General features: G+C 39.9%; 13 protein-coding genes. 10 read left to right on the top strand and 3 right to left on the bottom strand.

The annotated features are described in order from the left end of the window. Positions 1-117 precede the first annotated feature (117 nt). Genes L0Z67_RS11845 through L0Z67_RS11820 form a run of 6 tightly spaced genes read left to right on the top strand, consistent with a single transcriptional unit; the run spans position 118 to position 6,683 of the window. A complete protein-coding gene (locus L0Z67_RS11845) occupies positions 118-846 on the top strand; it encodes an RDD family protein (protein ID WP_405128054.1) in 729 nt (242 codons plus the stop codon). Beyond that, positions 843-1,793 (top strand): stage II sporulation protein M, encoded by a 951-nt coding sequence (locus L0Z67_RS11840; protein ID WP_062569787.1) that lies wholly within the window; start codon positions 843-845, stop codon positions 1,791-1,793. Before L0Z67_RS11845 ends, L0Z67_RS11840 begins: the two co-directional genes overlap by 4 nt. Continuing rightward, positions 1,783-3,249: a hypothetical protein gene (locus L0Z67_RS11835; protein ID WP_062569788.1), complete on the top strand. Its 1,467-nt coding sequence runs from the start codon at positions 1,783-1,785 to the stop codon at positions 3,247-3,249. The genes L0Z67_RS11840 and L0Z67_RS11835 overlap by 11 nt, the downstream gene beginning before the upstream one ends. Beyond that, positions 3,239-4,387 (top strand): DUF4350 domain-containing protein, encoded by a 1,149-nt coding sequence (locus tag L0Z67_RS11830; protein ID WP_062569789.1) that lies wholly within the window; start codon positions 3,239-3,241, stop codon positions 4,385-4,387. The genes L0Z67_RS11835 and L0Z67_RS11830 overlap by 11 nt, the downstream gene beginning before the upstream one ends. Next, positions 4,384-5,367, top strand: a complete 984-nt coding sequence (locus tag L0Z67_RS11825) for a MoxR family ATPase (protein WP_062569790.1) — start codon at positions 4,384-4,386, stop codon at positions 5,365-5,367. The genes L0Z67_RS11830 and L0Z67_RS11825 overlap by 4 nt, the downstream gene beginning before the upstream one ends. Beyond that, positions 5,364-6,683 (top strand): DUF58 domain-containing protein, encoded by a 1,320-nt coding sequence (locus L0Z67_RS11820; protein WP_062569791.1) that lies wholly within the window; start codon positions 5,364-5,366, stop codon positions 6,681-6,683. Before L0Z67_RS11825 ends, L0Z67_RS11820 begins: the two co-directional genes overlap by 4 nt. A gap of 101 nt (positions 6,684-6,784) precedes the next feature. Here L0Z67_RS11820 and L0Z67_RS11815 read toward each other — a convergent pair whose 3' ends face one another. Then, complete coding sequence (locus tag L0Z67_RS11815) at positions 6,785-7,261, bottom strand: DUF4234 domain-containing protein (RefSeq protein WP_062569792.1); 477 nt, start codon at positions 7,259-7,261, stop codon at positions 6,785-6,787. A gap of 219 nt (positions 7,262-7,480) precedes the next feature. Between L0Z67_RS11815 and L0Z67_RS11810 the strand changes: the two genes are divergently transcribed. Next, positions 7,481-7,675, top strand: coding sequence for a hypothetical protein (locus L0Z67_RS11810; protein ID WP_062569793.1), 195 nt, complete (start codon positions 7,481-7,483; stop codon positions 7,673-7,675). Here L0Z67_RS11810 and L0Z67_RS11805 read toward each other — a convergent pair. Together L0Z67_RS11805 and L0Z67_RS11800 are read right to left on the bottom strand one after the other, a co-directional pair. Next, positions 7,672-9,786, bottom strand: coding sequence for an EAL domain-containing protein (locus tag L0Z67_RS11805; RefSeq protein WP_405128727.1), 2,115 nt, complete (start codon positions 9,784-9,786; stop codon positions 7,672-7,674). The two genes, L0Z67_RS11810 and L0Z67_RS11805, sit on opposite strands and share 4 nt — an antisense overlap. Positions 9,787-9,962: 176 nt before the next feature. After that, complete coding sequence (locus L0Z67_RS11800; protein WP_062569795.1) at positions 9,963-12,683, bottom strand: insulinase family protein; 2,721 nt, start codon at positions 12,681-12,683, stop codon at positions 9,963-9,965. Between the two features lie 190 nt (positions 12,684-12,873). Between L0Z67_RS11800 and sixA the strand changes: the two genes are divergently transcribed. From sixA to L0Z67_RS11785, 3 genes are read left to right on the top strand one after another with little or no spacing between them, the layout of a single operon-like run. Further along, positions 12,874-13,350, top strand: coding sequence for a phosphohistidine phosphatase SixA (gene sixA, locus L0Z67_RS11795; protein WP_062569796.1), 477 nt, complete (start codon positions 12,874-12,876; stop codon positions 13,348-13,350). A gap of 48 nt (positions 13,351-13,398) precedes the next feature. Continuing rightward, the gene (locus tag L0Z67_RS11790) at positions 13,399-13,749 is read left to right on the top strand and encodes a RidA family protein (RefSeq protein ID WP_062569797.1); all 351 of its coding nucleotides are present in this window, start codon (positions 13,399-13,401) and stop codon (positions 13,747-13,749) included. After that, entirely contained in the window at positions 13,733-14,203 is a 471-nt protein-coding gene (locus L0Z67_RS11785) for an ASCH domain-containing protein (protein ID WP_405128053.1), read from the top strand. Before L0Z67_RS11790 ends, L0Z67_RS11785 begins: the two co-directional genes overlap by 17 nt. Position 14,204 lies beyond the last annotated feature (1 nt).

Below are 14,204 nucleotides of genomic sequence, written 5' to 3'. Positions count from 1 at the left end.
TGAAAAAGGGACAGAAAAAGCGCATTATTAAGCGCTCAAATTATTGCTATGTGGCTGTTTCTATCATGTATACGGGTTAGGTAGCGAAAACAATAATATCAAGCAGTAGTAGATTAAATGTTAAACCACGGATTGGAAAACAGAGAATACGTTAAATTACCTGAAGGGGTTGATATTGCAATCACACCCGCAGGTGTTGTCTCCCGTAGCTATGCCTACATCATCGATTTCCTATTTCGCAGTCTTATTATGTTCGTTGTATCACTTGTATTTAGCCTTTTAGGTGATGCAGGACAGGGCATTATTCTGATTATTTATTTTATAACATCTTGGGGATACAACATTTTTTTTGAAATGAAAAATGGTCAAACTCCTGGGAAAAAGCGTCTTAAGATCCGCGTAGTACAAGATAATGGCCTACCAGCCAGTTTTTCACAAATTGTTGTACGAAACCTATTACGACCAGCAGATATGTTACCTATTGGCTATTTTTTAGGGCTTGTTGTAATGATGTTCAACTCTCGTTTTAAGCGTATTGGTGATTGGGCTGCAGGCACCATGGTTATTTATGATGATGAAGTAGAGGCACGCCCTGAATTACCGAAAGGCAATATTGAAATCCCAGTATTGAGCTTAAGCACGGAAGAACAATTAGCAGTGCTTGCTTTTGCAGAGCGCAGTGATGAGCTTTCTGATGCGAGGCGCAGTGAACTCGCTGCTATTTTAGCGGAACCATTTAAGTTAGAGACCAGTGAAGCGCAAAGTATGTTAGTCGGTTATGCGCGTTTTTACTCAGGTCAGTTAAGTAACTCTAATGAACAGGCGCAGAGTGAGATAGTGCAATGAAGCAAACGCAATTTGTAAAATCGAATAGCCAGAGTTGGAATGAATTTAAGGCGCTTTGCGAGCTTGCAGAATCAGAAAGTTTGCCGGTTTATTTTCCTAATATGTACCGTAAGGTGTGTAATGATTTAGCCATTGCCCGCAGTCGCCAATACAGCCCCGTGCTTATTGAGCAAATTAATCGTTTAGTTCAGTATGGTCAAAAGCGCTTGTACTTATCTCGCAGCAATCAGTTTTCTGAGATATGGCATGTTGCCCGCACTGCATTTCCTCGGGCCCTCTATGAGAACCGTATAATGCTGGGCATTAACTTATTAGCATTTTGGGGCTTAGCACTTATCGCGTTTATTTGGGTGATGCTTGACCCTGATGCGGTATATACATTTTTAGGGCAAAGCACCGTACTGCAAATTGAAGAAATGTATAACCCCGGGGGCAGTGTACAAACAGCTGAGCGTGGCGCAGCTCAAGATCTCATGATGTTTGGTGTTTATATTTACAATAACATTGGCATTGCATTTCAAATGTTTGCTGGTGGGGTATTGTTTTGTGTTGGCGCTGCATTTTTCTTACTATTTAACAGCTTTTACTTTGGTGCGATTGCCGCTCACATCGTTAATATTGGCTTTGAAGGGCCATTTTTCTCATTCGTTATAACCCATGGTTCATTTGAATTAACCGCCATTATTATTGCCTCTGCTGCAGGGTGTCAGATAGGTTATGCATTATTAAATCCTGGTCATTTTACCCGCGGCTATGCAATTAAACAGGCCGCCCAAAAAGCATTGCCTCTTATTGTTGGTGCGTTTTTAATGCTTGTGCTTGCGGCATTTATTGAGGCCTTTTGGTCGCCACGTGATATAGCCAATGAAATTAAATATAGTGTAGGGAGTGCTTGTTGGGCGTTTGTTTTGTATAGGCTATACAAGGGGATGCGTTATGGAGCTTAATAGGCTAAGTTTTAACCCGCGTAAACGTAGCGCCTATGAAAACTTTGATTTAACTGTATTATTAACTAAGCAGCACTTTTTACCTTTGTTTAGCCTTTATATCTGCTTAGCTTTACCAACATTTTTGATATTAGGGTTTTTACTTGGCTGGTCAATCGCTGCATTTGCTGTATGGCTATTAAAACCATTATTTGAACGCCCTTTACTTGATTACATGTCGAAGGCTGTGTTTAGTCAACCAACCTCTATTAAGTCAAGCATACTGGTTATAAAGCAGCTTAAATTCAAGGATATGCTAGCGCATCTAACCGTATTCAGGCTCAGCCCTAATCGTGCATTTTTGGCTCCGGTGGAGCAATTAGAGCGCTTATCAGCAGAGCGAAAGCAAAAACGTAAGCAAGTTCTTTTTGCAACATCAAAGCCAAAGCAAACCTTATGGATGCTTTTTTGCGTACATTTCGAGTTTATTGTTTTAATGGGACTTTCGGCTTTTTCAATTGCATTGATCCCAAATTCATTTTCTCTTGAAGAATCTATCTATCAATTTCAAGACTCTCCTGCTTGGCTAGAAATTGCCTTTAATTTACTTTATTTATTAAGTATTTCTCTAGTAGCTCCACTATTTGTCACAGGGGGGTTTTTAGCCTATTTACATCGCAGGGTTGAGCTCGAAGGTTGGGACATTGAGCTTGCTTTTAAGAATATAAAAACACGTTTTGCACAGCCTTTGCCGTTGATATGCGCTTGCTTACTTAGCTTTTTGGCAGCGATGCCACAAACCAGTTTTGCTGAGGAGCTTGATAAAGATGCTGTTAAAGAACAAGTGATTACACTTTACAATCAAGATGATGTTATTGAAAAGAAAACGACTTGGGTTCCTGACTTTAATTTTGAACAAGACAACGCAAGTCCATCATCGTTTGATTTTTCATGGCTGAGTAACTTTTTTGAGTTAATTGGATTTACGCTTAGCTATTTAGTGTGGGGCTTTGTGGGATTACTTGCACTGTGGCTTGTTTATTATCTTGTTAAGAATAAAGGTTTTTTCACAGGGTTGAAATTGCCTGAAAAGTCACAAAAAAAGTCAGACCATGTTATTCCGTCTTTATTTACTGACATTAAACAAGACGAACTTCCTGCTGATTTAATTAGTGCTGCACTTGAGAGTTATCGTTCAGGAAACTTACGGTTAGCGCTTGGTTACTTATTACATCACTCACTTCGCTGGGCACAGGTTCAGTATGAGATAAAACTTCATCGTTCAATGACTGAACGTGAGTGTAAACAAGCAATTGATGCAAGCGTGCCCGAGCAATGGCAAGCTGTATTTGGCACATTATTTTCAGCATGGGTCAGTGTTGCTTGGGGACATCGAAAACCTAATATCGACTTTGAACAACTTGCAGAGCAAATTAAGCAAATGTCGTTGCCTGTGGAGTTAAACCATGAAACTTAAGTATTTTATGATTGGTTTACTGGTTTTAACCGTTGCTTTACTCGGGTCAATGTTGGCATCAGTAAAATGGGAAAAACAGGAAGTAGAGATAGGTTTTCAACCAGAGGTAGCAAAAGACAGCTTCACTCTGGCTCAGCGGTTATTGGCTTCATATGATGTGAAATGGCACAAAGATAAACGTTTAGCCAGCCAAACTAACCCCAATCAATTAACAATAGACCCAAATACTATGCTGGTTGTTGATGAGGCTGTACTTGCTAACTCATATGAGCTTGATCAACAGCTAGTGCAGTGGGTCGCTGACGGTGGGCGTTTAGTGTATGTACTTAACCGACAGCGCGATGAGCTAGGGATTGATAACGCAATTTTTTTCCAAGAGTTAGGGATTGATGTTACAACCGTCGATGATGTGTTTGAATTCAATTTTGTGCTATTAGAAGAAGGCAGCTCAAATACAACACTGACAATTGATGAGACAACGCAATTAGAACTCGAACTTAGCCAAGCTTTTAAAATTGATAGTTGCCAAGGCGTGCAAACAGAAAATCAAGCGGGTGATACTGTAATGTGCGATCTGCCATTTGGTGCGGGTCGTGTTATCGTTTTACCATCACTGGCCCCTTTTACTAATTATAAGTTACGACATCTAGATCATGGCAGCCTATTAGTTTGGCTTACTCAAGGTGCCAGTAAAGTGACGTATGTGCCGTATTTAAGTTACCCAAATTGGTTATCTAAGTTGTGGCATTGGAGCTGGCAGTTTGTGGTTAGCTTATTACTGACAGTGGTATTTGCTGTGTGGCATATTACTAGCCGTATTGGCCGCGCATATGCGCCAGATGTCGATAGCAAAACAAGCTTTAATCAGCATATTCGAGCTATTGCAAATTTTTACACAGAACATGGTCATGAAGCGCGTTTATTCGAGGCGCTAAAAAAAGATTTTAATGCAAAAGTAGAGACGCGAGTCCCTAACTTCAAAATGCTTAGTGCACATAAACAGGCTGAGATTATTGCCAGTTTAACTCAGTTTGATAAAGAGCAAGTCGAGACCTTGCTTTCAAGTGAACTTCCCGAGTCTCGTGAACAACGAACAGATTATATAAAACGATATAAACAATTAAGGAATGCCTTATGAGCACGGAACTAGATACTCACTCATTGAGCCTGGTAGATGCGGCAAACGCAGTAAAAAAAGTGAAAGAAAATATTGCGCGTGTTCTTGTTGGCCAAGATGCCATTGTAGAAGACGTATTAACAGTATTGTTTGCCGGCGGACATGTGTTACTTGAAGGTGTACCAGGGCTTGGTAAAACCTTGTTGGTACGAGCACTTGCTAAAAGCTTGAGTGTTGATTTTTCACGGGTTCAGTTTACACCCGATTTAATGCCATCGGATGTCGTTGGTCACAGTTTATATGATATGAAATCGGGTGAATTTAATATTAAAAAGGGACCTGCTTTCACCAACATATTATTGGCCGATGAAATAAACCGTGCACCAGCAAAAACTCAGTCAGCGTTACTTGAAGTGATGCAAGAACAACAAATAACCATTGATGGTGACACGCTGTCAATCGACTCGCCATTTATGGTTCTTGCCACGCAAAACCCGCTTGACCAAGAAGGTACGTATCCGCTACCTGAAGCAGAACTTGACCGTTTCATGATGAAGATTGAGCTAGGGTTTCCTTCGTTCGAATCTGAAGTGGAGTTACTAAAACTAAACACCAAGATGGTTTCGAATGAATCAACCGTTGATGAATTGCCAGCTGTATTAAATGCTGCCCAAATTGCACAAATTAAACAGCTTTGTGCAGATATATTAGTGGACGAACAGATTTTAAATTATGCGGTTGATATTACGCGTAGCTCAAGAACGTGGCAGGGAGTTTTACATGGAGCAGGGTTGCGAGCATCAATTAATATTATTAAAGCGGCAAAAGTGATGGCGCTAATGAATGGTCGTGACTTTGTAATCCCTGATGATGTTAAATCAGTGTCAGTTAATATACTTCGCCATCGTTTGATTTTATCTGCTGATCTTGAGCTTGAAGGTGTGTCATTTGATGAAGTGATTAGTGCCATTCTTGCTAGTGTTGAAGCACCACGATCATGAAACGTATAAAGCTAAGACCATCAAAACGTCTAGTACAGATACTGAGTGTTATTGTCCTCTTAGTGGTGGTATCTGCTTTGATTGAGCTTAGCAGCTTATTTATTACGCTACTGCTTTGTGTTCCTTTGCTGATTGCTTGTGTTGATTGTTACTTTTCGCGATTTGCGCACAATGTATCTGTAGAGCTTTCAACAAATCAAAATATGGCGTTATATCGCTGGCAGCCAATAAAGTTGCGACTAAAAAATAAAGCAAAACAGGTTCTACGTGCTGACATTAGTATTCATTTAACAAATGCACTGGAGCTTGCTGAAGCTGTAAAAAGTATTGAACTTGAGACAAACCAACAAGCTGAGCTTAGCTATTCAATTCGTGCTCATAAGCGAGGAGATGCAGATATTTCGGCGGTTGAATTGCGTATAACTTCTGCGTTTGGGTTATGGCAATCAAATTGGTTAGCAACACACAAGACGCAGTTGAAAGTATACCCAGACTTCAGCCGCGTCACGTCTAAGCAACATCTTAACGGCGTGACAAATAAACCAATTAATGGCCTTAAGCTAACAAAAAAACGTGGTGATGGAATTGAGTTTCATCAACTAAGAGAGTATCGCCAAGGTGATAGCGTTAGGCAGATAGATTGGCAAGCAACCAGTAAACGCCGTAAATTAATATCCCGAGAATACCAAGAAGAGCAAAACCAGCATGTCATTGTTATGCTGGATGCTTCAAAGAAAATGGCTATAGAGGCTAAAGAGGGCAGTCACTTTGACCACGCGCTAAATGCATTATTGTTACTATCACACACGGTATTAAAGCAAGGCGATTGGTTTAGTATGCAAAGCTTTAATCAGAACGTGCGTTGGTTACCGGGTGTAAAAGGAGCACAAAATGTGTCGCGGGTAATGAACCACTTTTATGATCTTTACCCAGACCAAAGTAGCAGTGATTATGTGGTTGCTGTAAATCAGCTAATTGCCAAGCGTAGTAAGCGTTCTTTAGTTTTACTCGTTACAACACTCGACGAACAAAGTATTGATGAATTACTGCCAGCGATAAAACTATTACAGAAGCATCATTTAGTTGCTTTAATCAACATAAATAACCGCTCTGTGAGTGAAGTGCTTAAAGAACCAATTCAAAAGTACGAAGATGCAACAAGTTATTGCGCAGCACTCAGTTTATTAAATACACATAAGAAAAATATGGCGAAACTGAGAAAAGAAGGGGTGATTGCGATTGATTGTAACCCTGAGCAGTTATTGCCTCATGTGCTCAATACATATTTGAATGTGAAACATTCAGGTGCTTTATAATGATGCAGTTAAGTAACTAATACATACTTGGATGTTAAACGGGATACATAGTAAAAAGGCATTAAAAATTAATGCCTTTTTCATTATGAAATCATAGTAGCTTATTGCTGTCTATCAATTGCTTCATTAATCTTGTATTGGAAATAAATAACGTTGAAAAAGAACGTTAAAATACCATTTAATTTTACAGGCTCAGCGCTACCTTCATTAATTAATTCTGTGAGTGAAGTACGCAGTGAGAAAATTAAAATAATAGCTACGACAAATGAGGCTAGCGACACAATGAAGCCGAGCTCAGGTAAAATACCGGCTATTGATAAAACAAGGTTAACCACATACAGCGCCACATAGCCATAAATTAGTCCTTGAGCTATTTGGTTTTTCGCCAGTGAGTTTGCTTTGTTTGTTCTATTTACAAGCCAGTACACACTGTAGATACCTAATGTAATGATACTTAAAAAGAACACGCCCCACGCCGAGAAGCGGTCAAAGTTCAAAATGGGTTTGTTGCTACCATCGTTATTTTCTGTAAGGTTTGCTTCCGGTGCCTCGTAGACGTTTGCAGTATTGTCAGACATGATGTCTCCTAATCATTTTTGTTTATTCCTTATGTGCATCAATGCACGTTCCTATTTTAACAATTTTGACCGCTTTGTATATAAATAATACAATTTTTTATTAGGTTTATGTTTGATATTTAAGAATATAATCTGCCTTTATAGTGGCTATTTATATCCTGACGTTTTCACCGGTGCTTAAGTTATGTACACTGCGCGCTTATAACTGTGGGGGCTACTGTGTTTTTTGTTTGTGTAAGTAGTGTATTTATTTTTGTAATGTATTTAGAGTCAGTTTCAAAAGGCATGCCTGTTAAACGTTGGGTATTTTTAGGTGGGGCGCTAGGCCCTATTGCTTGGTGCTTGTTTAATATACATTATCGACGTGCATTGATACGTCATATCGGTTTACAAGCGTGCAGTTGGCGACCTTAAACTTCAACGCTTCTTAATAAACTGGGCGCTGATTTATTACGCTGTTTTTTCAAAAAGGCTGTGAACTCAGGTTGTGACAAGGGTTTTGAGTAGTAATAACCTTGTACTGTTTGGCAATTTAATTGCTCTAACATGGCTATTTGCTCTGCTTTTTCAACGCCTTCAGCAACAACATGTAAGTCAAGGTTGTGTGCAATGGTAACGATGGAATCGACCATGTTACGACCTCGTTCTGATTGCATGTCGTCTATAAAAGCTTTATCAACTTTTAAAGTATTGAGTGGGAACTGCTTTAAGTAAGCCAACGATGAGTAACCCGTACCAAAGTCATCCATCGCTAAGTGTATACCCCGAGCACTAAGAGAACGCATCACTGAAATTGCTTCATTAGGATCGTCCATTACCGTTCCTTCGGTTATTTCGAGCTCTAAAAAGTAAGAGGGTAGTTCATTCTTTTGTAAAATCACATCAATGCGAGTTGTTAAATCAGGTAAGCTAAATTGCTTTGCTGATAGGTTTACAGCGACACGACCATTAAATAATCCTTGGTCGATCCATGCCTTCACATCACGACAGGCTTTATTAAGCACTACTTCACCGATTTCAATAATTTGCCCCGTTTCTTCTGCGATAGGAATAAACATTCCTGGGCTGATAATCCCTTTTTTAGGTGTGATAAAACGCACAAGTGCTTCCATACCATCCAATTTGCCGGTGCGAATATTCATTTTGGGTTGATAATAAACTTCAAAATGATCTTCTTTTAAGCCGTAACGCATTAGGTTTTCTATTTGCAGGCGTTTAACGGCTTGGCGATTCATTGTGTCGTTAAAAAATAAGTAACTATTGCCTTTTTTCTTAGCGTGGTACATCGCTGTATCGGCATTTTTTAATAAAAGCTCAGGTGTATTACCATCTTCAGGAAAGAGCACAATACCAACACTTGAGGTGATTACTAGTTCATGGCCTGCCATGTTAAAAGGTGTGGCAATCGCTGCTAAAAACAGCTTTGCCATTCGCGTAATCGTATGAATGTCGTTGGTGCCTGACATAACAAGTGCAAACTCATCACCACCAAGGCGATAAAATACGTCTTTTTCACGGGTGAGCTTATTTAATCTCATAGCCAATTTGGCGAGCAGGCTGTCACCAAGTTGGTGGCCTAAGGAATCATTGATCTTTTTAAAGTTATCCAAGTCAAATACTAATAGAGCATGATGATTATCTTGTTTGGCGAGCTTTTTAAGATTAGTAAAAAACAAATTACGGTTAGGCAAGCCGGTAGTCCGGTCTCGGTTTGATAAATTATGTAACTGTGACTCAGCTTTTTTGCGCTCTGTTTGGTCAGAATAAACCACAACGTAATTACATATTTGATTATGCTCGTTTTTGATTTCGTCGATAGAAATCTCTATGGGGAGTAACTGTCGTTGTGCATTTCTAAGCTTAACTTCTTGCTGCCAGTGATCTGTAGCTCTAACCGTTGCTTTTATTTCATCTACGTAGCTTTGATCATAGCCAAAAAGAGCAAAATCTTTCTTTAGATATTGCTCTCGAGTACCACCAAAAAGGGTCAAAAAGCTGGGGTTTAAATCAACTAATTTAAAGTTTTTATCGTAAATTGCGATGGCATCAGTCAGTGACTCAACACATTTTGCAAATAGGTTTAAACGTGCTTCTGTGGATTTGAGCTGTGATATGTCACGTACGGTGCCAGTCATACGTAGGGGGTTAAGATTGACATCTTTTTCAATAATCTTTCCGCGGTCGAGTACCCAATGCCAACGCTCTAAGCTGTCTTTTATACGATAGCTTGCTTCAAAAAAGGCAGTGTGTTCAGCAAAATGTTTTTTAAGGGCTTTTTCAACATGTTGTAGATCATGAGGGTGTATTAAATCACGGTTGGGCGGGAAGCCTGCTGCGTTATTCGTATCGGCGGTATATTTATCGTTTATACGAATAACTTCACCTGTTTTTATATTCCAGTCCCACAACGTGTCTCCGCTGCCTTCTACGGTACTTTTTAATCTATGTTCTGAAATACGAAGTTGATGGCGTGAGCGTTTGAGCTTATAAATAACGAATAGCAAATACGGTAATAACAGCAGCATTATAGAGCTAGGTATAAGCAATAGGGTGCTTTGCTCTAGCTCTATAGGGCTTGCGGCGGCTGAAAATATACCGGCCATACTGAGTGTTAGAAATACTGAAATCATTGTTATTATTTTTGTCATTAATGCAATACCTTAATTCGCACCAGATAATTTAATCTAAGCTCGCAAGCGAGTCAAAGAGAATGCGAAGAAAGGGTTGTTTTTGACTGTTTTTTGATTGCTTTATCACTTAACAGCTCTATTCGAGGTCGCGATTCGGCAAATGTCTCTTTTATGTATTGTTGCATTTGCTTTAAGCTCAGTTTATCAAGCTCAGCAAGAAGTTGTTGCTGCATATTAAATTTACTATCTCGATTACCAATTGCTAACCAGAGCCTTTGTGAGCGAAGACGAAGATTTTTATCTTTTTCTGCTATATGTGTAATTAACCCTGCCTTTGTATCTTGCCATTGTTGCTCATCTAAAGAATCAATGTGCTGTAGATAGTTACTTATAAAATGCTGATGACGGATGAGTATTTCGTCAGCGGTGTGTTTTGGAGACTGTACATAAAATGCAATACCGGCACGCGTATTAAAAGGTGCGTAGCCAGCTCCCACTAAATAACCAAGTTGTTGCTTGGTTCTAAGCTCATTAAAATAGTCTTGATTGATAAGGTGATTTAACACCATCATCTTTACTTTTTCAGCTGTGTCATCAGTCAGCGCTTGGTAATAAAGAACCATGGCGTGGTCATTACAATTTAGCTCAACGCGTTGCTGCTCGACATCTGTTATATCGTTAAGAGGGCGTGTTAGGTCGATAATTTTAGTGCAACCTGCTAAATGATGCGCCACTTGTTTTTGAAAAGCCAGTGCATCACTACGCTGCCAATTACCATGTAAAAACGACTCTACATGTAACGCTTTAAAGAATTCATGTCTGAAACAATTAAACTGATGAAAACTTGTATCTTTTAAAGCTTGTGCAAGTGCATTCGGTTCTGGGTTCCATGGCATCATTTTAGCACCTAAGATACTGAATAACTCGCTTACTGGCTTGTTTTGATTACTATTACGCCAATGCCTCACAAGTTGCTTTTTATATTCAGCAAAACGTTTTGCGCATATTTCTACACTAAATAAGGCTTCGAGTAGTTCATCAACTAGCTCAAGCTGACTTGATGATAAGCCTGCAGTATGAAGCGTTAGACCCCCCTGGTGAGAGGTTAAATGATAACTTAAGCCTGCCAGCTCGGCAGGGTAAAATTGCTCAGCGACACTATCCATAAATAAATCAGCAAACAGCCGAGTTAAAGCCATATGCTTGACATCTTTAATGGCATAGTGCGAGTCCATCGCTAAGTAAAAATGTCCCTTAGCAACGCGAAAAGTCGCATCCTGCTTAAACCAAAAATCAAAGCCTTCTTGTTTTATCAGTAACTCAGGCGTTTTTTTAGGTTTATCCAGTGCTAAAAGTTCAACATTCTTCGTTAGATACGGGTTGGCAACAGGCAAACTCATTTCAGGTAATGGGGTGTTAATTTCACTTAATGCATCAAGCCAGCAAGGTGATATATTTTCGATTTTATAAGGCGTATTGTACCAAGCCGTGGTGTTTTCCGGCTCTACATCTGGATGTATGAGTACAAGACGCATATTATCAGGCGTTAACCACTGCATTGCAATTTCATGTGCACAGTGATTAAAGCCTTCCATGAGGTAATCACCTTGCACGTAGTTGGCTTCATCATAGTGTTGCATATTAATGCTTAAACCACTTACCCAATCTATAAGTCGGGCTTTTTCTTGATTATCAAAGGCAATTTGCAGCAAATTCTTTTTATCTTGATAAAGCCTTGGTAACTTGTCACAGTTTTGGTTTATCAGACAAATGTATTCGAATACCATTTCAACAATATCTTCGTAGTATTCAATACCTTCATCGGTCAGTGCCATACTGATATTGAAGTCTTTGAAGTTACTGCCGTTTATACCACCGCCTGCTGAGAGTGCGTTGATCCAACCTTGCTCTTTTAAAATTGAGTAAAGTGAGCCTTTTCCTTCATAACCTAACAAGTGAGCAATAAAGCTCACCGTTTTATGGCGATAAAAATCATCAATATTTGGCATAGCAAAGCTAATGATGAGCTTTTGCATGTGCTTATGCGGCTCAATGTGCAGCACTTTACCTAAGTCTTGTTTACGATAAAGTGGCTGTTCAATAATTTCTTTGCTTTTTGGCTGACCTTTAATCTCGCTGAAATAGTGCTTCACCCAGTTGGTCATGGTCGCAATATCTTCATTGCTACAGATCACCAGTGTCATCCACTGTGCTTGGTAATGGCTGTTGAAAAAAGCGCGTAGCTCGTCACTTATGCAGCCTTCGCGATCAGCCAAAGTTTGCTGGTTACCAACCGAAAATTTAGCGAAGGGGTGTGCAGGGTTTACCGTTTCTTTATGTGCTTGGTAGATGCGCCTGCCATCATCTTTGATCTTTAATTTAAATTCAGCATCAATCGCGTTACGCTCTTTGGCTGTCTCTTTTGGGTTTAATAGTGGGGCAATAAAAAAGCGGCTAAATTGAGCGAGGGCTTCAGGAAACTGATGATTATTAATATCAAAAAAGTAACAAGAGTGCTCAGTGCCTGTCCATGCGTTAGTGTTTCCACCAGATTGTGATACAAAATTAGAAAACCCGCCAGACTCAGGGTATAGGTCAGTGCCTAAAAAAAGCATATGCTCTAAAAAGTGTGCTAGGCCCTGCCGATCAAGGGGATCGTCAAAGTGACCCGCATTAATTGCCATTGATGCCGCTGATTTAGTTGATTCTAAGTCTTGCACTAAAAGTACTTTTAGACCATTGTCCAGTGTGAGGGGTTGGTATGTTCTGTTATCATTGCGGCTGATATTCAAAAGGTGCTCCTGAAGAATGCGTTAATGTCCTAACAACAGATGATAAATCAGGAACGCTAAAGGCACTGCAACGAAAATCTACCTGAATATCATAAGAGGATGTTTAATGTGTTTTGTGATGATATTCTAATATAGCGGACAATCAAGCAAACTGGCTACTGTTTTATATTCTTTAATCGGTTGATTTTTTATGAAAACAATCTTAATCATGCGCCATGGCGAAGCAACGCCAATGCAAGCAGATGATGCAGCAAGACAACTGACAAATACAGGGCAACAGGAAGCCAGTAAAATGGGGCAGTGGTTAGCAATAAATTATAAACCAGATGCGTTATTGGTAAGTCCTTACATACGTGCCCAGCAAACTGCGAAAGCGGCAACGCAAAATAATCCATTACAATTTAGTGAAACTTGTAATGACATAATTCCAGATGGCACTCCTCAAGTTGCTGCTGACTACCTTGAAACCTTAATCGCCATGCACCCAGAATGCTCAACTTGGTTGGTTGTTGCACACATGCCAATTGTTAGTTATCTGGTTGACCAATTGAGCCCTGGTAACATGCCGATTTTTAACACAGGCGCTATTGCTGTTATTGAATATGACGATACCAAGCAGCGCAGTCATTACTTAAGTATTCACTCACCTAATAACGTCGAAATATAAGTATGAATTTGCTAGATTTATGTTTCTGTTAACTATTGAATTAAAACTATGACAATCGAACGTTTACAAACTGGTGCGCGCATGAGCCGTATCGTTAAGCATAACGGTACGGTGTACCTGTGTGGCCAAGTGTGTGCAGATGCAGAAAAAGATATCAGCGAACAAACGCAAACCATGCTAGATAAGGTCGAAGCGTTACTTATTGAAGCGGGGAGTAGCAAAGAGCATATGCTAAGCGCCACAATCTACCTGAAAAGCATGGAATACTTTGCAGCGATGAACGCGGTTTGGGATGCATGGGTACCACAAGGTCATGCGCCAGCACGTGCCTGTGTAGAGGCAAAAATGGCGCGCGATGCACTGCTTGTAGAGATTTCGGTTGTTGCAGCCGTTAAGTAACGAGCAGCGTAAGGCGCAGTTGATTGCTCGCTTTAATGAGCAATCAGGGTGCGCCGTTGATGAACTACCAAGTTGGCATTTTTGTGATAATGAGCAAGATGCCAATGACTGCGCATTACTTGTTTTAAAAGGTATAAAACAAGCAACAACCTCTTCACTGTATTGGTTTAAAGCTAATGACGAAGCTTTACCTCAAGTTGGCGACCTAGCTATTTTTACTAATTGGCAAGAACAGCCCCTAGGCATTATTGAAACCATCGCGGTTACTATTACGCCATTTAATCAAATCACAGACGAATATGCTGCATTAGAGGGGGAGGGTGACAAAAGCCTTGCTTATTGGCAGCGTGTGCACTGGAATTATTATCAGCGAGAGCTAGCAGGTACAGGTTATCAATGTCATCCTGAAATGCTTTTAGTATGCGAGCAGTTTAAATTGGTATTTAAGGAGTGAG

It is taken from the genome of Pseudoalteromonas sp. PB2-1 (genome assembly GCF_045040605.1).
In the GTDB taxonomy this organism is placed as follows: Bacteria; Pseudomonadota; Gammaproteobacteria; order Enterobacterales; family Alteromonadaceae; genus Pseudoalteromonas; species Pseudoalteromonas arabiensis.
This window is presented reverse-complemented; position numbering and strand designations above follow the sequence as displayed.